Genomic DNA, 18,521 nt, shown 5'->3' with positions numbered 1-18,521 from the left:
TGAGCAGGGCTCACCCTTCGTTTTCATCCATCAGAGAGAGCAGTGATTTCAGATACTTGCTCCTCGATGGATGTCTCAACTTCCGCAGTGCTTTGACTTCTATCTGCCTGATCCTTTCTCTTGTGACATTGAAATACTGGCCAACTTCTTCAAGCGTTTTTGGTTTTCCATCGAGCAAGCCGTACCTCATTCTCAGAACCATCGCTTCTCTCGGGCTCAGAGTTTTCAAGACTTTCTCGAGCTCTTCCCTCATGAGCATCCTCATGGCCTCTTTCTTTGGAGAGGCTATGGAATCGTCAGCCACAAAGTCTTCGATGGAAGAATCTTCATCTTCACCTATAGGAGATTCCAGGGATATGGTTTCCTTCGCTGCTTCGAGTATTTCCTTTATCTTTTCTGGGGGTTTGCCCATCATCTTTGCGAGTTCTTCTATGGATGGTTCTTCACCGTGTTTCTGATAGTACTCTCTTCTCAACCTGTTCAGTTTGTTTATAGTTTCCACCATGTGGACAGGTATCCTGATGGTCCTTGCCTGATCCGCTATCGCTCTTGTGATTGCCTGTCTGATCCACCAGGTAGCGTACGTACTGAATTTGTAACCCTTCCTCCAGTCGAACTTCTCTACCGCCTTCAGAAGTCCTATGTTTCCTTCCTGTATGAGGTCCTGGAAAGAAAGACCGCGTCCCATGTAGCGCTTAGCTATACTGACAACAAGCCTCAGATTCGATGTTATTAGTTTCTCTTTGGCCTTTTTATCGCCCATCTGTGCTCGTCTTGCGAGTTCACGTTCTTGAGCTGGTGTTAGAAGTGGTATTTTTCCTATCTCTTTGAGATACATCTTGATGGAATCCCTTACGTTGCTCGAATCGTGTATCTCAGGGGATTCTCTCTCCAAAAGTTCTTCTAGTTCCTGTTCGTCACCGGGAACACTCATTTCTTCTTCCTCAGATTCACTTTCCACAATGTTTATTCCATGTTTTTCCAGTTCTTCATGTATTCTCTCTATCAGATTCGTATCAAAGTCTTCGAAGTCTGGAGGAAAAGCTTTATCTATATCCTCATATGTTATGTAACCTTTCTTTTTTCCTAAACTGATGAGTTTTTTTATACGTTTTTCTACCTGAGGAGGAAGCGTTTCTTTCTGTTCCTGTGTCTGCTCCTGCGTCTGCTCCTGGTGCTGTTCCTGAAGAACCTGCTGTTCTTCGTTCATTGTGACTTTTTCCTTCTTCGCCATACCGATCACCTCCTCTTTATTTTTCTGAGGAGATCCAACTTCATAGAGAGAAGAAGACGCCTTTCCTCATCGTTTGAAACCTTTTTTATCATCTCATCTATTTCTGCAATACGTCTCTCTATCCGCCGGATTTTCAACTTTTCGGAGAGGTCAGCGAGAAATTTCTCGGGATCCTTTGGAGGAGGAATGCTTTCTATCGTTTCAAAAACCCAATCTTTCAACTCTTTTGGAAAGTTTTCTATAGCTTCGCTTAAATCTTCATCGGATGAAACCCTCTTGAAAAATTCTCTCGCGTTTTCATCTTCCAGTACCTCTAAGTCCAGCTCCAGAATCTTTCCCCTCAAATCTTCGTAGTTCAAAAACAGGTAAGCAAGTCCTCTTCCCTCATCGTAAACCTTTGACGACCTGGATCCATGAACAAGCATAGTGTTAGACTTTTCACTCTCAAAAAAGTTCAAAATCTGGTTTTCTGGTATCTGGAGAGAAGCCGAAGCTTCCTTCACGAGATTTTCTACATGTTTCAAATATCCTTTCTTTCTCATCCTCTGGACCCAACCTTTGAGGAAAGAAAGGTAGGATCTCACACCCGCGGGGCTGTTTTTGTCAAAGAAGACTTCACCAGCAGTCACCAGGAAATATTCGAACGAACGTGAGTTTTTCAGCATCTTTTTCAGCGAACCTTCCCATTCCTTCTGAAAGAGTTCATCCGGATCTTTGTAAGGAGAGGGGGTTGCTACAAGCACGTTGAATTCGTATTCAAGGAGGTCTTCGAGGGATTTGAGAGTGGCTCTGAAGCCTGCTCTGTCATTATCGAAACACAGTATGACATTTTTCGAATACGCCGAAAGCTTCAGAATTGCTTCCCTTGAAAGACTCGCCCCAAGAACAGCGACCGCCGTTGGTATTCCATCCCTTCTGAATGCGAGCGCGTCGAAGTAGCCTTCAGTGATGACGAAAAAACCGACCTCTTTTGCCACTTTTTTCGCCTCATCGAAGAGAAAAAGGATTTTCTTCTTCGAAAAATACCTGGTCTCTGGAGAGTTCAAATACTTTGGTTCTTCGTTGCCGAGAGCACGCCCACCAAAAGCCACAATATGTCCACTGTCGTTCTTTATTGGAACAACGATTCTTTCTTCGAATCTATCAACGAATCGATCACCCTTTTTTAACGCGATACCGTATCTGACAAGTTCTTCCGGTGTTATGTTCATGCCTTCTGCAACTTCTATAGAGATGCTGGATCTCTTAGGAACGTACCCAAAGCCAAACTTTGCTATATCTTCTTCAGAAAAGCCTCTGCTTTTTAAATAGTCTTTTGCCTCTTTCGATTTCTCCAGCTCTTTGACGTACCTTTTCCACGTTTCTTCGTACAAACGAATGTATTTTCCGTATTCAGAAGTCCCTTCTGTTCTGTAGAGAGAAAGATCAATCCCAGCTCTCTTGGCAAGTCTTTCCAGCGCTTCCTGGAAACTGATCCCTTCCATTTCCTGAAGAAATTTGATGACATCCCCGCTCGCACCACAGCCGAAACAATGGTATATCTTCAAACCCGGATGAACGTAAAAAGAAGGATTGGTTTCTGAATGAAAGGGACAGAGAGCCCTGTAGGAAGAACCTACCCGGGTGAGATTCACATACTCTGAAATGACTTCTACGATGTCAACTTTTTCTTTTATTTCCTCGATGACCTCTCGAGGAATCACACTCTCACTCCTCGGTTGGTAAACTACCACACCTTACATAAGGTGCGCTTCCCGCTTCAACCCGTGATGGCTCGTAGACCCATTTTGGGTTCCGCCAGAGCACGGTCCACGGGCATGAATTCGAACGGCTCCCCCCTACTGATGGCATCAAGCCATACCTGGCCAAATTCTTCGCAAGGTGTGATCAAAATGTTTAGCCAGTTTTTTTTCTTGTTCTTTCGTGGGGTAGATACAAAATTTGTAGGTTTTGAGCATCCTTATCCTTCCTTTGAGATTGCTCCCTAAGAACCTCAAAGCAGAAAAGTTTATCTTTGATTTGCGGGAACTCTTTCTTGATGAGTTTAGACGAGGCACTTTTGCGTTATGGTGCTTTCTTTGCACTTTGTTCGATAAACAGAAAAAGAGAGGTCCGGGAGAACCGGACCCCGCGATTGTCTGCTGCCAGCAAAATCATCTCTTGGAGAACTGAGGAGCTCTTCTTGCCTTTTTCAAGCCGTACTTCTTTCTTTCCACTTCTCTTGGATCCCTTGTGAGCATCTTGTATTTCTTGAGAACAGGCCTCAGCTTCTGGTCGTACTGAAGGAGGGCTCTGGCGATGCCAAGCCTCACGGCACCGGACTGGCCAGACAAACCTCCACCGTTAACCCTTATGACAAGATCGAATTTGCCAAGTGTGTTGGTTACTTCGAGGGGTTCTATCGCGTGCTTTGTCCACGCGGGATTTTTGAAATAGTCATTCAGGCTGTCGTACTCTTTTCCATTGACCTTCACTTTTCCTTCTCCCGGTCTCAGGTAAACTCTCGCAACAGCGGTCTTTCTCCTTCCTGTTCCGTAGTATCCTATCACTTCAGCCATCCTTCTCCCTCCTCATTTTTCACAGTTCAATAGGCTCAGGTTTCTGCGCCTGATGTGGATGTTCGGGTGACGCATAAACTTTGAGCCTTTTGAGCATTTTTCGGCTCTGTCTGTTCTTCGGAAGCATCCTTTTGACAGCGAGCCATATGAGCCTTTCGGGATGCTTTTCCAGCATCTGTCTTGCTGTCAGAGACTTCAAACCTCCGGGATAACCAGAATGCCAGTAATAAACCTTCTGATCGAGCTTCTTTCCGGTGAGAACCACCTTGTCAGCGTTCACAACGATGACGTAATCCCCCGTGTCAACGTGCGGAGTGTAATTGGGCTTGTGTTTTCCCATCAGTATCTTTGCTATGCGCGTCGCGAGTCTTCCGAGAACCTTTCCGGAAGCGTCCACCACGTACCATTTTCTTTCAACCTCTTCAGGTTTTATCATAGTTGTCTTCTGAACAGGAAAGTACCTAGCCATTGTTGCTCCTCCCTTCCACTGTTTCCAGTTTAAAGATACTGGAAACTTTCTTGTAAACAAAAAACGTCACAACCGAGTCGACTCCAAATTTCACCAGATTGAAAGCCAGTATGAACGGGAAAAATTTCAGATAAAGTTCGAACGGAGCTTTGAAGTAAAGCGGCACGATGAGAGCGTTCAATCCTAGGGCGAACGCCGTGGTGAAAAGTGTAGCGACGATCATGCCTTTTATCGCCGTTACTCTGTTCTTGTTTCTGTGATAAATGAGACCGGCTATTCCCACAAAGGACATTCCCAGCACAGCGTTCATCGCGATTCCCACAGGATCACCAGACTTCATGAGGAAGAAGAGAATATCTTTCACCAGGATAACAAACATACCAACCCCGGGTCCCAGTAAGAAACTCACTATGAGAGCCGGTATTTCACTGGGATCGTATTTCAGGAAACTCGCCTGTGGGAATATTGGAAACTCCAAAAACATCACCAGGGTTGCAAGAGCCGAGAAAATACCCACGAAGGAGATTTTCTTTATGCTGTTCACTCTTTCACTCCTCATAAACACTCACATACTTTTTGTTGTTTTTCGTTTCAAACTTCACCCTGCCATCCTTCAGTGCAAACAGGGTGAAATCTCTTCCCATACCAACGTTTTTTCCAGGATAAAATCTTGTCCCTCTCTGTCTCACGAGGATGTTTCCTGCCTTGACAATCTGGCCATCACCCACTTTGACTCCCAAATATTTTGGAAGGCTATCTCTACCGTTCTTTGCAACACCACCGCTCTTTTTATGAGCCATTATCGATCACCTCCACTTTGATCTGAGAAGGAAACTTTTGTTCGAGTTCTTTCAAAGATCTCACCATAGCTGCTAGTACTTTCACTTCACAGTTTTCGAGTTTCTCAAATTTCACTTTCAGATAACCGGATCCTCTTTCTACTCTCGCTTTTTTCTCGGCTTTCAGGAAGTTCGCCACATGTTGTGTCAAAAGACTAACTGAAGCGCACAGTGTTTTGTCTGGTGTATGTCCTGTTACTTCAAAAAAAGTATTAGTCACAGTCACCTTTATCATAGTTCAATCTTTTCAATTCTGATGGCGGTGTACCACTGTCTGTGTCCTTTTTCCACCTTGCTGCTCTTTCTGGGTCTGTACTTCACGGTTTTCACTTTTCTGGCCTTTGCGTGTTCCAAGACCCTTCCAATGACTTTGACACCTTCAACATAAGGTTTTCCGACAAGCACTTCTCCATCTTTCCTGAGGAACACAACTCTGTCAAAGACGATCTCGTCACCCGGGGAGTAATCTTTCTGCCTTTCAGTGTAGAGAATCTTTCCTTCCTCGACCTTGTACTGCCTGCCAGCCGTTTCCACGATGGCGTACAACACCTTCACCTCCCAATCACATGGTATACAGATGCTGAGGTACGTACCCTTGAGGGATTTGAAACGCACCCCACGCACCAGCGAAGAGTATTTTACTACTCTTTCTTTTCGGATATTTTAAAGAAGAATTACTCTCCGCCTTCCTTAGGTATCAAACAGAGAAATTCCACCTCGGAATCTGTATCGTTTCTGAAACCGTGTATTTCATTGGGGCCCACGAAGATGCAAAAACCCTCTTCTGCCGTCTCCTCCCCTTGCTCTTTCAAAACCGTGAGTTTTCCCTTCAAAACGAATATCTCGTGTTCCCATGGATGATCATGTCTGTCAATGAGACCACCAGGTTCCACCGTGAAAAGTCTCATGACAAAGTTCGGAGCGTTTTTCAAGCCTATGAGGACTCTTTTACGAACTCCTCGTACTTTATCAGTCGAAATTTCCTGGGGAGTGACATCATATGCTTTCCTTAATATCATGTTTTCTTCTCCCCTCTCGCCTTGTTCCAGAATACTCTATCACAACTCTTCTGTAGGGTTCCACACCAACCGAGTAGCTTATCACACCTCTGTATTTTCTCACAAGCTTGTGAACCATTTTCCTTTCGAATGAAAACATGGGATCCAGTACCACTTTGGTCTTCTCAGAAATGGCCTTTTTGACGGCTTCTTCTACTATCTTTTCAAGAGATTTCTTCCGCTTTTCCCTGTAATCTCCCATATCCAGAATCACGTTTAGCTTTGTATCACTCAATCTGTTGAGGAAGATCATCACTATGTGTTGAAGTGCGCCCATGGTTTTTCCGTGTTTACCTATGAGCCTTCCTACGTTTTCGCTCTCCACGTCAACAAAGAAACTCCTTCCAGAAGATTTTACAGTTATTTTGACTTCAGGATCTACCACCTGCAAAATCTCAGTCAGAAATTCCTTCAACCTTCTCTCGAAGTAAGCTTTGTTGATCTGCACCTCAACAACCGCTTCTTTTGAAAAGAGACCGAATATTCCATGAAATCCTTTTTCCAGCACGTTGACCGTATACTCTCCTTCTCCGAGACCGTATTTTTCAACCACCTTTTCAACCGCTTCCTCTACTGTAGGAGCTTTTTCTACTATTTTCTTCATCTAATCCCCCCTCATGCCTTTTTCGGAAGACCGAGAAGTTCTCTCGTTGTGAGACCTTTTATTTTGTAGCGTTTGTAGGTATAGTAAGTCACCGCAAGTTGAATCAGGGTGTTAGTTGCATAGTATAGAAACAGTCCGCTTGGAAGTCCCACAAACAGGAACGGGAAGATCACCGACATGATGATACCCTGCCAGGCTGTTCTTGCGTCCTGGCTCGTGAGAAGAGTCGAGTAGTAACTCGCCACTATGGTGATTATCAGAAACAGCCAGTTGTTAGAAAAACCACCCGAGGAGAGATCTTTCCAGATGAGGAAATTTCCGCTGTAGGCAAATTCTTCGACGTAATATCTGATGACCGACCACAAAAGCATGAAGATAGGTAGCTGTATAAGGAGCATGAGACAACCGCTGGCTGGGTTCACTCCCGCTTCTCTGTAGAGTTTCAAGAGGGCTTCCTGCTGTTTCGTCGGGTCCTTGTACTTCTTCTTGATGGCTTCTATCTGTGGCTGTAACTTTCTCATATTTATGAGAGATTTCGTTTGAGCGTGGTAGAGAGGATAAAGTATCAACCTCACGATCAGAGTGAAGAGCACAATCGCCCATCCAAAATTCTTTGTGAGATCTTTCAGCCACCAGAAGAACCAGACCAGACCGTAGAACACAGAATCGTACCATTTGTTGAATCCCGGTATTTTCACAAGGGCTTTTATGAGAACATCGTAATCCTCTGGAAAGGCTTTCTTTATGAGAGTTCTCTTGTTCGGTCCTATGAAAACGGTGAAACTTTTGTGTCTGTTTACCTTCAAAGTACCTTCAAAGAGGAGACCTTCGTCATGTTTTAAAAGTACCAGAGTTCGCGTTCCGGGATTGAAGGACGCGAAATAGTTTTCCAGGTATCTATCCGTGGAGGTATCGATAGAAACTCTTGGCACCGTCATCTCAACTGGTTTTGAGCTTTCTATATCAACGAAGAAGGTATAATTCTCGTCGTTCTTTATTGTGAAAATCTTCTTGACGTAACCGTAGTTGTACACGATACTTACCTCGTCAGAGAAACCCTCGGATATTTTCCCCACACCGGTTACTATCGGTTCTTCAATCACCGTCAGAGGTGTTCCTTCATCGAGTACATCGAAGCCATCGTTTCCATAGGTGAAAACGTGCTTTCGACCATCGAAGATGGTGTAAAAGTCCTTGAGTATGCCCTTTTCCAGATCGAAGTGATACTCCTCAAACCTGGTAAGAACAACTATTTCTTTCTCGGAGCGAACAACCTTGATTGGTTCCACAGCAAACAAAAAGATTGGAAGTACGGCGAGCAGTATTGCTACAACTTTTCTCAAGACCATCGCCTCCTTGGTTTGAATGAAAATTCCTCGGGAACAGGATCGTAACCACCTTTTGATAGGGGATTGCATCGGAGAATGCGCCTGAGGCCCAGGAATGTCCCCTTCAAGAGCCCATGTTTCTCCAGGGCCTGTACGAAATAGTTCGAACAGGTTGGAGTGAACCTGCAGGTTGGAGGTTTGAGAGGTGAAATGTATCTTTGATAAAACCTTATAAGCATTATAAGCAGTTTTTTCATCCTTCTATCCTCTTCAAGAGATTCAAAAGCTTTTCACGTACCGTCCAGAAATCCGCTTGTTCGAATTCTTCTGACAATTTTTTCCTGGGAATCACTACTATGTCAAAACCCTTTGGAATTACGCCTTTGTTTCTTCTGAAGATCTCCCTTACCCATCTTTTCAGTTTGTTTCTTCTGGTCGCCTTTCCGAACTTTCTCTTCACAACTACTCCCAATCTGGAATAATCAAGCCCGTTTTTCCTGAAAAGAACCACAAAGTACTCGTTTTGAAGGCCTTCTCCCTCTTTGAATATTAGCAGGAAATCTCTCCTGAGCCTCAGGCGTTCTCTGCTGGTGAAACTTTCTGTCATACAGTCAGTCTCCAGCGTCCTTTCCTTCTCCTGTTCTTGAGAACTTTTCTTCCACCTGGTGTTCTCTTGCGTGCTAGAAATCCGTGTGTTCTCTTTCTCTTCCTTCTAGAAGGCTGGTACGTTCTTTTCATTCTGCTTGACCTCCTCCTCAACAGTGTCTATTCTCTCATTAGTATATCATATTCACGAGCGTTTGAGTTTTACCGCAATCTCTCCCGCGAGTTTCACGTTTTCTTCGAGAAGAGCAAGATTCGCCTTCAGAGTTCTTCTGTTTGTCATCTCCAAGAGTTTTTTGAGAAGAAAAGGAGTCACTTCTTTCCCCTCAACTTCCAGTTCGATCTTTTCAAGGAGATGTTCTATTTCATTGCGTGGTACTTCGTACTCCTCTGGCACGGGATTCAACACCATGAGGGTTTTCTCAAGTTCTATTTCTTTCATGGTTTCGTATATCTTCAGGACTTCCTCTACATTTTCAACTCTCGGAATCCTTCGGCCACTTTTCCTCGAGAAGAACAACGGAAACTCGTCTGTTCTGAAACCAACCAGAGGAATCTCCAGGGTTTCAAGCATCTCGAAAGTTGCTTTCACATTGAGAATGGACTTTATCCCGCTGGATACAAGAACAGCACGTGAAGAAGCCATCTCAGTGAGATCCTGAGAAACGTCTACACATCCGGGATGAACGCCCCCAGTTCCTCCGGTTACAACGACCTCTATTCCGATTCGTCTAGAGAGAAAGATGGTAGCACTCACAGTAGTCGCAGCGTTTTTTTCTTTAGCCACCACAATGGGAATTTCTCGCGTGCCTACTTTATCGGCACCTTCTCTCATCATTATCTCGAGTTCTTCTTCACTCATACCAGCGATGATCTTTCCTTTCAGGATGCCTATAACCGCAAGCTGGAAATCTCTTTCTCTGGATATTTCTTTCGCCATTCTAAACAGCTCTATGGCTTCCTTTCTGGGCAGACCATGAACGAACACTGTGGTTTCCATTCCTACAACGGGCTTCCCCTTTTCTATCCTGCTTTCTATGATCACAGAAACACCTCCTAATACTCGATTCCCTTCCTCGCTGCAACTCCCTTCTTATAGTAATGTTTTACCTCTTTCATTTCTGTAACAAGATCAGCCTTCTCTATCAACCATTCAGGAGCGTATCTTCCCGTTATCACGAGCTCCACACTTTCCGGTTTGACGTTCAAAAGATCTTCTATCTCCCCTTTTGAGAAAAGTCCAAGATGTATGGCCACACAGAGTTCGTCCAGTACAACCACATCGTATTTTCTGGAGACAAGCCTTTCTTTCGCGTCGGCAAGACCGTCTTTCGCCTTTTTTATCTGTTCCTCCGAAGAATTTCCCACGATGAACTCAGGAGTTCCGTACTGAACGATTTCAAAATTTGGAAAGAACTCGCTTATTTTGAGCTCAGAAGTTTCTCTTCCCTTCAGAAACTGTCCAAAGAACACCTTCATCCCCGCACATGCTGCTCTTGTTGCAAGTCCGAGTGCTGCCGTTGTTTTTCCTTTTCCGTTGCCCGTGTAGACGTGGATGTATCCCTTCAACTTGCATCCCTCCTCACTCGTATGTTAGCATGAAAAAGGGTGAGAAAATATGATTATTCGGGATGTAGAACTAGTTAAAGTAGCCAGAACTCCAGGTGATTATCCTCCTCCCTTGAAAGGTGAGGTTGCTTTTGTTGGAAGATCGAACGTGGGTAAATCTTCCCTTCTCAATTCGCTGTTTAACAAAAAGATCGCTTTTGTGAGCAAAACTCCCGGAAAAACAAGATCGATAAATTTCTATCTTGTTAACTCAAAATACTACTTCGTGGATCTTCCGGGATATGGGTACGCGAAAGTTTCCAAAAAAGAACGAATGCTCTGGAAGCGACTCGTAGAGGACTATTTCAAGAACAGATGGTCCCTTCAGATGGTCTTTCTCCTCGTGGATGGAAGGCTCCCTCCTCAGGACAGCGACCTCATGATGATAGAGTGGATGAAAAGCCTGAACATTCCGTTTACCATCGTTCTCACTAAGATGGATAAAGTGAAGATGTCAGAGAGGGCAAAAAAGCTCGAGGAACATCGAAAGGTGTTCTCAAGATACGGGGAGTACACGATCATACCGACCTCATCAGTCACTGGAGAGGGAATAAGTGAACTTCTGGATTTGATATCAACACTGTTGAAAGAAAATTGATAAAATAGAATTATGAGGGCAGGGGCAATTTTTGAGCGGAGAGACACGAGATGTGGTCAGCGAAGATCCGGTAACGAGCGAAGCTTTGAAATAAAGCAACGAAAGGGGGGAAACCATGAGAAAGCTCATGAAAATAGTCCTCGTTCTTGGGAGCCTGTTCGGAACACTGATGGCAGTTGTTGGGGCTAACAAAATCTGGTAAAAGTTTGGCATTAAATACTCAGCGTATAATTGTCCCCTGCCCTCGTATCCCTCACAAGGAGTGAGTATATGAGAGAGAAAAAGGACTTGGCTGAAAAAAATTTCCTTATCTATTCTTTTCTAATACTCATGGGGTTCTTGTTCTTATTCTTTCCGGACCTGGAGAATCTTTTTCAGAGTCCTCACAACTGGGGTTTGATAATTCTCTTTTTTCTCACAAACCTGTTTTTTGATGCTGTCAATATAAAAACTCTTGAATTCACACGGGGAAAAGTGGAAACTTCTGCTGTTTTCATTGTAAACATCTTCACGGCAGCTCTTTTGAATCCGTTAGAAGCTTCCCTTGTGGCAGCATCATCGGCTATTACCTTCAAGATGATAAAGCTCTTCTTCGGAGAGCGTTATCCTGTCAGCCGCTATATTTTCAATTTCTCTCAGCTGGCTGTGACCACTTATATAACAAGCCTCCTCTTCCACCGTCTATCCGGAACAAACACCTTTCAAAATATTCTCGCTATTCTACTGAGTACCGTTGTCTATTTTCTAATCAACAACGTCTTTGTGTTTTTTGGAGTTTACATCCTCACCAAAGGTGATATCCGTGAAACCGCTTCCAAGGTTCTGTCAGGTCCTGTCACGAGCATGGCCCTCATGATACCTGTCATAGCAGTCATTTACATTCTTTATCAGTACATCGGGTTCGTAGCCATTCCCGTATCTCTGGCAGCCGTTCTTTCCATTCAGGTAGGAAACTACTACAGGTACAAGTACTACGAAGCAAAACTGGAACACCTGAAACTCCTTGCAAAGAGTCTTGAAGAAAAAGATGAATACACCCGCGGTCACAGCGAGAAAGTGGCAGAACTTGCAAAGAAAATGGCCAAAAGACTTGGATTTTCACCGAAGATGGTTGAAAGAATCTACAACGCCGCTTTCCTGCACGACATAGGAAAAATAGGAATTCCAGACCACATTCTGAAGAAGCCCACCATCCTCTCAAAAGAAGAAATGATGATGGTGAAAAACCACCCTATCATGGGTGAAGACATACTGAGGGAAGTTGACATATTCAACAACAGAGAGAGCAAATGGGTAAGGCACCACCATGAAAGGTGGGACGGGAAAGGATATCCCGATGGTCTGAGAGGAGAAGAGATCCCTCTGCCTTCCAGGATAATATCCGTTGCCGATGTGTACGAAGCGCTCACAAGTGACAGACCTTACAGAAAAGCACTCAGTCACGAAGAGGCAAAGGAAATCATGATGAAAAACATGAAGGGAACCGTTCTCGATCCCAGACTCGTCGATCTGCTCTTTGAGATCCTCGAAAAAGAAAAGGAGGAAGAAGAAACATGATGATCGATGTTTTTCTTATAGCTTTGCTTCTTTCGATACTGACGGGAAACATCAAAAACGTTTTGAAATACAACTACAAAGGGCTCTATCTATTCGCCGTTCCTTTTGTGCTTCAGCTTCTTCCATGGAAGGAAATTCTCGTTCCCCTATCGTTTGTGATGCTCTTTCTTTTCTTTATCTGGAACAGAGATATTCCCGGCTTCAAACCGATGGCAGTCGGTGCTGTTCTGAACGGCTTCACCATGAGCGTCAACGGTGGAAGGATGCCAGTATGGGAGCCCACCCTTAAACTTCTCAATCTGGATCTCGATTTCAAACACATTGCATTCACTGAATTTTCCTGGAAAACTTTCCTCGCAGACTACATACCAGTTTATCTTCCGTGGGGAAGGAAGTTCGTTATAAGTGTGGGAGACATACTCGTGTTCGTCGGTGTTTTCATCTTTTTCGCTCTAAAACCTCGATTCCAAACCCAACCGTCCCGGGTCCCACATGAGTCGTGATCACCTTTCCCATCGGCGATATGATCTCGTCGACAACCTCGTAACTTCTTCTGAGAGCGTTCAAAAGCTCCACGACTCCGGCCTCGTTGTCCGCGTGAACGCCTATCACTCTCAGTTTCGAACCTTCAGGAGTATCCTCACGCAGTTTTTCTATGAGGGCTTCTATTGCCTTTTTGTCTCCTCTGACCTTTCTGTAAGGGATGAGCTCACCGTTCTCTATGTGAAGACACACTCTTATCTTGAGAAGATTTCCCACGAATCCCTGGAACTTCGACACCCTTCCTCCCTTGACAAGGTAGTCGAAATCTGAAACATAGAAGATCGCTTTGAAGTCTTTGTTCTTCATTCTCTCATCGAGTTTTTTCAGTACTTCCTCGATGGTGGCACCATTTTCGAGCATTTCACGAGCCACACGAGCTGGAAGGGGTATCGCACCCGAAGCAAGAAGGGTATCCACAACGTAAACGGGTATGTCCACTTCCTTGGATGCGAGAACGGCGGAATTGTAAGTTCCGGAAAGCTTCGACGATAAAGTGAGAACCAGAACAGCATCGTAACCCTCTTCTTTGTACTTCAGATATCTCTTCTTGAAATCCTCCACACTCGGTTGGGAAGTTTTTGGCACACTGCCTGCCTCTCTTATTCTCTTGTAAAAGTTCATTATCTCTTCCGGCTTTCTTTCGTCAGGCTCGGATCTTCCGTCTTCCCACACCACGTACAGTGGAATGCTGTCCATATCGTATTTTTCCATCCAGGAAAAAGGAACATCGGCTGTGCTGTCAACGAGAATCTTTACCTTCATCAGTTCACCCCCCTATCCTCTCCTTTATTATGGAAGCCGCTCCGAGGATTCCGGCGTCTTCGACGAGAGGGCTCGCCACTATTTCGTAGGTTCCCACAAAGGATGGCATGATGTAATCCACCACTTTCTCTCTCAGGGGACCAAACAGAATCTCTCCCGCTCTTGAAATTCCTCCACCTATGATCACTATCTCCGGGTTGAATATGTGTATGTAGCCCGCTACGGCTCGTGCCAGGGCGTCCACCACTCTGTCTCTTATCATCAGAGCGAATCTATCTCCCTGCTTTGCAGCGTCGAAGAGATGTTTGGCATCCGCCTTTTCAGGTGAACTTGCAAGTTTATACACCAGTGAATTGTGATACTTCTTGTAACCCTCTCTGAGAAACCTCCTTATCGCCGTTGCGGATGCCACAGCTTCAAGACAGCCCCTTGTGCCACAGTTGCACATGGGTCCATTGGGCTCAACGACAACGTGTCCAAGTTCTGCTCCTATTCCATCCCTTCCCGTGAGGAGGTACCCATGAGTGACAACTCCTCCACCAATACCAGTTCCAAGAGTCAGTGCCACTATGTGATCGTATCCCCTTCCAGCACCGAACCACTTCTCTCCAAGAACAAACGCGTTCGCATCGTTTTCAAGAAAAACCTTTTTCCCAGTTCTCTTTGCCAGTTCATCGGTTAGAGGAACGTTGTGCCAGTCTGGAAAATTTGGAGAAAATCTGACGATTCCATTTTCTCTATCTATTGAACCTGGAGATCCAATACCAACATAGGGCGTTTCTTCTCCATCAGATATCTCCAGAATCGCTTCGGCGATCCTTCTTATCACATCCTCTTTTCCATTCTCTACGAGAGTATCACAAGTTACTTTTTTCAATATTTTTCCATCTTCACTCACAAGCCCTACCGAGAAGGTAGTTCCTCCAAGATCAACTCCTATGAGCTTCAACTTCGGCACCTCCTGCTCAATATCTTGCTTTTTCCTTGTCTATCAATTTCAGAAATTCTTCGTTCGAAGAAGTTTCTGAAAGTTTGTTCAGTATGAGTGTCAAACCTTCTTCTTCTGTCATCGCAGAAAGCATCCTTCGCAAGAGCCACACTTTCTTGAGAGTTTCTTCGTCGAGTAACAATTCTTCCCTTCTTGTTCCGGAAAGCAGAAGGTTTATGGCCGGGAAAATTCTTTTGTTTGCCAGCTGCCTCGAAAGAACTAGCTCCATGTTACCTGTTCCTTTGAATTCCTCGAATATGACCTCATCCATTTTCGAACCTGTTTCCACCAGGGCAGTAGCAATGATCGTGAGGCTTCCGCCTTCACGGGTGTTTCTCGCCGCTCCAAAGAATCTCTTGGGTTTGTAAAGGGCAGCTGGATCCACACCGCCCGTTAGAAGTTTCCCGCTGGGAGGAACAACTATGTTGTACACTCGTGCGAGTCTCGTCAAACTATCAAGGAGTATAACAACATCGTAATTGAATTCCACCAGCCTCTTTGCCATCTCCAGGGTCAACTCGGCAACCTTCACCTGCTTGTCTGGCGGCATGTCAAAAGGAGCCGCTATGACGATCGCATTCGTTGACTCTTTTATATCCGTAACTTCTTCTGGCCTCTCATCGATCAGCAAGATTATTCTTATTGTATCCGGGTGATTTTCAGCGATACCGTTCGCTATTTCTTTGAGGATGGTTGTTTTACCAGCTTTTGGAGGTGCCACGATCATTCCTCTTTGACCTTTCCCAATAGGGGCGAAAAGGTCTATCAATCTGGTGGAATATATCTTCGGATTGGTTTCAAGGATGAAACGTTCTCTGGGGTAATCGGGTGTTAGATTGTCGAAGTTCACTCTGTCATTGACCGTTTCGACTGGTCGATAATTTATCGCTTCGATTTTTATCATGGCAAAATACTTTTCCCCTTCTTTTGGTTTTCTTATAACCCCGGAAATTATATCTCCCGTGTTCAGATTGAATTTTCTTATCTGAGAAGGGGATATGTATATATCGTCGTTGCTTGGAAGAAGGTTGTCCTCGAGTCTTCTTAAAAAACCAAAACCTTCAGGATGGATTTCCAGTACACCTTCCCCAAAGAAATAACCGGTAGATTCGGTTTGCGCTTTCAAAATGGCAAAAATCAAATCTCTTTTTCGCATAGAAGTATATCGAGGAATACCCAGAGATTTCGCTATCTCGTAGAGCTGTTTTATGTTCATGGATTCCAGCTCTGATATGCTAATGGCTTTCTGTTCTTCTGTCAATTTTTCACCTCCTACTGATGGAAGGCAACAGGGGCGGGAAAGAAAAAGGAGGCATCAGCCTTCCTGACTGGATGCCTCCACAAGCTGAACGAGCGACATCTCAGCAGCATCTCCTCTTCTGAAACCTATCCTCAGGACCCTCACATAGCCTCCGCGTCTTCCAATATAGTTCTTCGCTATTTCATCCACAAGCTTATTTGTCAATCGTCTGTCTCCGAGCACAGCGTTTATCTGTCTTCTCAGGTGAACACTCTTGGCTCTATCATCAGTTATGGCGGCTTCAATAGCTTTGCTGACAAGTTTGTCCATGAATATCTTCAGGGCTTTTGCTTTCGCCGTTGTGGTAACTATCGAGCCGTGTTCGACGATCTCCCTTGAAAGGTTTCTCAAAAGACTTTTTCTGTGGCTCCCATATCTTCCGAGTCTGTGTCTTTTCACTCTGTGTCTCATCTTTCATTCCCCCTTCCTGAGCTCAAGACCGAATTTTTCTTTCAGTTTCTCCTTGACCTCATCGAGAGATTTTTGACCAAAATTCTTTATCTTCAATAGTTCTTCTTCTGTTTTGCTGAGAAGATCTCCGATCGTTTCTATTTTAGCTCTCTTCAAACAGTTGAGAGACCTGACCGAGAGTTCGAGTTCATCAATCTTTTTGTTGTACACATCCAGATTCTCTCTGTTTTCTTCTTCATGCTCAACGATGGGGATTTCTGCTTCTTCTTCCTCAGATGCGATGATGTATTCCTCAGAGATTTTCAGTTCAGGCAGTCCTTCCGTCACAATTTTGAAATGATTTATCAGGATGTCCGCCGCCTTTTTGAGAGCTTCCTCAGGTCTTATCGACTTCTTTGTCCAGATTTCAAGAATGAGTTTATCGTAATCCGTCCTTTTTCCAACACGAACGTTTTCTGTCAGGAAATTCACTTTAATCACAGGGCTGAAAACACCGTCTATTGGAATCCATCCAACTTCAGGCTTTTCTTCTCTTTCAGATACAGGAACGAATCCTTTTCCCACTTCTGCGTAAACTTCGAAGAAAAGGTCTGCTTTGGAATTCAAGGTGGCAATGTGCAGATCTGGATTCGCCACTTCAATGCCAGCTGGTGTCTTTATATCACCTGCGACGAGTTCGCCCGGTCCTTTCTTTTCTACTTCCATCTTTATTGTATCTTTCACAGTCACATTGACCCGAAACTGAACTTTCTTCAGGTTCAGGATTATATCCAGTATATCTTCTTTTACTCCTTCGATATAGTCGTATTCGTGATACTTTTCGGGTTTTATGAACCTTATTCCAATGATTGCGAGCGAAGGTATTGAAGAAAGCAGAACTCTCCTCAACGCGTTTCCTATTGTGATAGCGTATCCTCTTTCAAGTGGAGAAAGCGAAAACCTTGCGTAGTAATAATCCTTTTCCTCTCTCTCTTCCTCCACCTTTAATTTTTTCGGTATAACAAACTCTATCATTCACATCACCTCGAGTAGAATTCGATAACAGTCTGGAGATCAACTGGAAGATCGGTAACTTCCTCAAGGCTTGGATATCTCATGAAAGTACCTCTGTAATTCTCGTAATCAACCTCTATCCAAGGCACAACGTTTCTGTCTTTGTTGACTTCCACAGCTTTTTTGATCACTTCGAGATCTCTGCTTTTTTCTCTCAACTCAACTACATCGTTCGGTCTCAGAAGGTAACTCGGTATATTCACTTTCTTTCCATTCACAAGGAAGTGGCCGTGATTGACCAGCTGTCTCGCCTGTCTTCTGTTTATAGCGAATCCCATTCTATACACAACGTTGTCCAGTCTGGCTTCAAGGATCTGGATCAGGTTTTCTCGAGTATCTCCCGCTTTTTGCATAGCCTTCTCAACGTACCTTTCAAATTGTCTTTCGAGTATACCGTAGATTCTCTTGACAGTTTGCTTCGCTCTGAGCTGTATACCGTACTGCGTGAGTTTGGTTCTTCTCTGTCCGTGCTGACCCGGTGCGTAAGGTCTTCTGTCAAAAGCACACTTGTCGGTGTAGCACCTTTCCCCTTTAAGGTACAGTTTCATTCCTTCCCTTCTACAAAGTCTGCAAAGAGGTCCTGTATATCTCGCCATTTCGTTCCCTCCTCACACTCTTCTTCTTTTCTTGGGTCTGCAACCGTTGAATGGAATGGGAGTAACATCCTTTATCTGGTTGATTTCAAGACCTGCACCTTGAAGCGTTCTTATCGCAGGTTCCCTTCCTGGACCAGGTCCCTTCACAAGAACATCGACTTTTTTGATGCCCATTCTGAGGGCTTCTCGTGCCACTTTATCGGCCGCCAGCTGAGCGGCATAAGGTGTACCCTTCCTTGTTCCCTCGAATCCCACCGTTCCTCCACTGGCCCAGGTGAGCGTGTTTCCATCTTTGTCGGTGAGAGTGATTATGGTGTTGTTGAAAGTAGATTTTATATGCACCACTCCGTAATCGAAGCTAACTTTTTTCTGTTTTCTTGAAGAACTGCCTCTTTTTCTTGCCATTCAATTC

27 protein-coding genes and 1 pseudogene are annotated in these 18,521 nt (G+C 44.5%); 3 read left to right on the top strand and 25 right to left on the bottom strand.

The window, feature by feature from the left end:
• Positions 1 to 10: 10 nt before the first annotated feature.
• The 18 genes and pseudogenes from rpoD to cobO all read right to left on the bottom strand — a co-directional run bounded on the left by rpoD (position 11) and on the right by cobO (position 10,262).
• Positions 11 to 1,234, bottom strand: a complete 1,224-nt coding sequence (rpoD, locus tag MC24_RS04435; protein WP_011943816.1) for an RNA polymerase sigma factor RpoD — start codon at positions 1,232 to 1,234, stop codon at positions 11 to 13.
• Between the two features lie 5 nt (positions 1,235 to 1,239).
• Positions 1,240 to 2,937 (bottom strand): DNA primase, encoded by a 1,698-nt coding sequence (gene dnaG, locus MC24_RS04430; protein ID WP_038052943.1) that lies wholly within the window; start codon positions 2,935 to 2,937, stop codon positions 1,240 to 1,242.
• 147 nt (positions 2,938 to 3,084) lie between these two features.
• On the bottom strand, positions 3,085 to 3,168 hold the full coding sequence (locus tag MC24_RS10030) for a helix-turn-helix domain-containing protein (protein ID WP_420794670.1): 84 nt from the start codon (positions 3,166 to 3,168) through the stop codon (positions 3,085 to 3,087).
• Positions 3,131 to 3,295 (bottom strand): annotated as a pseudogene (locus tag MC24_RS10025) (IS200/IS605 family transposase); the annotation flags it as partial. The gene MC24_RS10030 and the pseudogene MC24_RS10025, both read right to left, overlap by 38 nt.
• Before the next feature lie 92 nt (positions 3,296 to 3,387).
• On the bottom strand, positions 3,388 to 3,792 hold the full coding sequence (gene rpsI, locus MC24_RS04425; RefSeq protein ID WP_038052940.1) for a 30S ribosomal protein S9: 405 nt from the start codon (positions 3,790 to 3,792) through the stop codon (positions 3,388 to 3,390).
• 19 nt (positions 3,793 to 3,811) lie between these two features.
• On the bottom strand, positions 3,812 to 4,261 hold the full coding sequence (gene rplM, locus MC24_RS04420) for a 50S ribosomal protein L13 (RefSeq protein WP_038052937.1): 450 nt from the start codon (positions 4,259 to 4,261) through the stop codon (positions 3,812 to 3,814).
• Positions 4,254 to 4,805 (bottom strand): ECF transporter S component, encoded by a 552-nt coding sequence (locus MC24_RS04415; RefSeq protein ID WP_038052934.1) that lies wholly within the window; start codon positions 4,803 to 4,805, stop codon positions 4,254 to 4,256. Before MC24_RS04415 ends, rplM begins: the two co-directional genes overlap by 8 nt.
• Positions 4,806 to 4,809: 4 nt before the next feature.
• The gene (gene rpmA, locus MC24_RS04410) at positions 4,810 to 5,061 is read right to left on the bottom strand and encodes a 50S ribosomal protein L27 (RefSeq protein ID WP_004081742.1); all 252 of its coding nucleotides are present in this window, start codon (positions 5,059 to 5,061) and stop codon (positions 4,810 to 4,812) included.
• Positions 5,051 to 5,335, bottom strand: a complete 285-nt coding sequence (locus tag MC24_RS04405; protein ID WP_038052931.1) for a ribosomal-processing cysteine protease Prp — start codon at positions 5,333 to 5,335, stop codon at positions 5,051 to 5,053. The genes rpmA and MC24_RS04405 overlap by 11 nt, the downstream gene beginning before the upstream one ends.
• Positions 5,332 to 5,646 carry a 50S ribosomal protein L21 gene (rplU, locus tag MC24_RS04400; protein ID WP_038052921.1) on the bottom strand — a complete coding sequence of 105 codons (315 nt, stop codon included), beginning with the start codon at positions 5,644 to 5,646 and terminating at the stop codon, positions 5,332 to 5,334. Before rplU ends, MC24_RS04405 begins: the two co-directional genes overlap by 4 nt.
• A 128-nt stretch (positions 5,647 to 5,774) precedes the next feature.
• The gene (locus MC24_RS04395) at positions 5,775 to 6,119 is read right to left on the bottom strand and encodes a cupin domain-containing protein (RefSeq protein WP_038052918.1); all 345 of its coding nucleotides are present in this window, start codon (positions 6,117 to 6,119) and stop codon (positions 5,775 to 5,777) included.
• A complete protein-coding gene (jag, locus tag MC24_RS04390) occupies positions 6,097 to 6,762 on the bottom strand; it encodes an RNA-binding cell elongation regulator Jag/EloR (RefSeq protein ID WP_038052914.1) in 666 nt (221 codons plus the stop codon). The genes MC24_RS04395 and jag overlap by 23 nt, the downstream gene beginning before the upstream one ends.
• Before the next feature lie 11 nt (positions 6,763 to 6,773).
• Positions 6,774 to 8,111 (bottom strand): membrane protein insertase YidC, encoded by a 1,338-nt coding sequence (gene yidC / locus MC24_RS04385; RefSeq protein WP_081953064.1) that lies wholly within the window; start codon positions 8,109 to 8,111, stop codon positions 6,774 to 6,776.
• Positions 8,102 to 8,347: a membrane protein insertion efficiency factor YidD gene (gene yidD / locus MC24_RS04380; RefSeq protein ID WP_038052908.1), complete on the bottom strand. Its 246-nt coding sequence runs from the start codon at positions 8,345 to 8,347 to the stop codon at positions 8,102 to 8,104. Before yidD ends, yidC begins: the two co-directional genes overlap by 10 nt.
• Positions 8,344 to 8,697, bottom strand: coding sequence for a ribonuclease P protein component (rnpA, locus tag MC24_RS04375; RefSeq protein ID WP_038052905.1), 354 nt, complete (start codon positions 8,695 to 8,697; stop codon positions 8,344 to 8,346). Before rnpA ends, yidD begins: the two co-directional genes overlap by 4 nt.
• Positions 8,694 to 8,828, bottom strand: a complete 135-nt coding sequence (gene rpmH / locus MC24_RS04370; protein WP_038052903.1) for a 50S ribosomal protein L34 — start codon at positions 8,826 to 8,828, stop codon at positions 8,694 to 8,696. Before rpmH ends, rnpA begins: the two co-directional genes overlap by 4 nt.
• A gap of 52 nt (positions 8,829 to 8,880) precedes the next feature.
• Positions 8,881 to 9,738, bottom strand: a complete 858-nt coding sequence (gene psuG / locus MC24_RS04365) for a pseudouridine-5'-phosphate glycosidase (RefSeq protein ID WP_038052900.1) — start codon at positions 9,736 to 9,738, stop codon at positions 8,881 to 8,883.
• Between the two features lie 11 nt (positions 9,739 to 9,749).
• Positions 9,750 to 10,262: a cob(I)yrinic acid a,c-diamide adenosyltransferase gene (gene cobO, locus MC24_RS04360; RefSeq protein ID WP_038052897.1), complete on the bottom strand. Its 513-nt coding sequence runs from the start codon at positions 10,260 to 10,262 to the stop codon at positions 9,750 to 9,752.
• 49 nt (positions 10,263 to 10,311) lie between these two features.
• Between cobO and yihA the strand changes: the two genes are divergently transcribed.
• The 3 genes from yihA (at position 10,312) to MC24_RS04345 (ending at position 12,959) form a co-directional block, all read left to right on the top strand.
• Positions 10,312 to 10,899 carry a ribosome biogenesis GTP-binding protein YihA/YsxC gene (gene yihA, locus MC24_RS04355; protein WP_038052895.1) on the top strand — a complete coding sequence of 196 codons (588 nt, stop codon included), beginning with the start codon at positions 10,312 to 10,314 and terminating at the stop codon, positions 10,897 to 10,899.
• A 270-nt stretch (positions 10,900 to 11,169) separates the two neighbouring features.
• Positions 11,170 to 12,456, top strand: a complete 1,287-nt coding sequence (locus MC24_RS04350) for an HD-GYP domain-containing protein (protein ID WP_008195056.1) — start codon at positions 11,170 to 11,172, stop codon at positions 12,454 to 12,456.
• Positions 12,453 to 12,959 carry a DUF5317 domain-containing protein gene (locus MC24_RS04345; RefSeq protein ID WP_008195054.1) on the top strand — a complete coding sequence of 169 codons (507 nt, stop codon included), beginning with the start codon at positions 12,453 to 12,455 and terminating at the stop codon, positions 12,957 to 12,959. The genes MC24_RS04350 and MC24_RS04345 overlap by 4 nt, the downstream gene beginning before the upstream one ends.
• Here MC24_RS04345 and MC24_RS04340 read toward each other — a convergent pair.
• From MC24_RS04340 to rpsK, 7 genes are read right to left on the bottom strand one after another with little or no spacing between them, the layout of a single operon-like run.
• Entirely contained in the window at positions 12,895 to 13,761 is an 867-nt protein-coding gene (locus MC24_RS04340; protein ID WP_008195052.1) for a DegV family protein, read from the bottom strand. The two genes, MC24_RS04345 and MC24_RS04340, sit on opposite strands and share 65 nt — an antisense overlap.
• 4 nt (positions 13,762 to 13,765) lie before the next feature.
• Positions 13,766 to 14,710, bottom strand: coding sequence for an ROK family protein (locus MC24_RS04335; RefSeq protein WP_038052892.1), 945 nt, complete (start codon positions 14,708 to 14,710; stop codon positions 13,766 to 13,768).
• Between the two features lie 16 nt (positions 14,711 to 14,726).
• Entirely contained in the window at positions 14,727 to 16,010 is a 1,284-nt protein-coding gene (rho, locus tag MC24_RS04330; protein ID WP_038052889.1) for a transcription termination factor Rho, read from the bottom strand.
• Positions 16,011 to 16,064: 54 nt separating this feature from the next.
• A complete protein-coding gene (gene rplQ, locus MC24_RS04325) occupies positions 16,065 to 16,460 on the bottom strand; it encodes a 50S ribosomal protein L17 (protein WP_038052886.1) in 396 nt (131 codons plus the stop codon).
• Between the two features lie 3 nt (positions 16,461 to 16,463).
• Positions 16,464 to 17,474 carry a DNA-directed RNA polymerase subunit alpha gene (locus tag MC24_RS04320; RefSeq protein WP_038052883.1) on the bottom strand — a complete coding sequence of 337 codons (1,011 nt, stop codon included), beginning with the start codon at positions 17,472 to 17,474 and terminating at the stop codon, positions 16,464 to 16,466.
• A 5-nt stretch (positions 17,475 to 17,479) separates the two neighbouring features.
• Positions 17,480 to 18,109: a 30S ribosomal protein S4 gene (gene rpsD / locus MC24_RS04315; RefSeq protein WP_038052880.1), complete on the bottom strand. Its 630-nt coding sequence runs from the start codon at positions 18,107 to 18,109 to the stop codon at positions 17,480 to 17,482.
• 12 nt (positions 18,110 to 18,121) lie between these two features.
• On the bottom strand, positions 18,122 to 18,514 hold the full coding sequence (rpsK, locus tag MC24_RS04310; protein WP_008195042.1) for a 30S ribosomal protein S11: 393 nt from the start codon (positions 18,512 to 18,514) through the stop codon (positions 18,122 to 18,124).
• Between the last annotated feature and the right edge of the window lie 7 nt (positions 18,515 to 18,521).

This window comes from Thermotoga sp. Mc24 (genome assembly GCF_000784835.1).
Lineage (GTDB): Bacteria > Thermotogota > Thermotogae > Thermotogales > Thermotogaceae > Thermotoga.
Note: the sequence above shows the minus strand (reverse complement) of the source record. Positions and strands in the feature narration are given on the sequence as shown.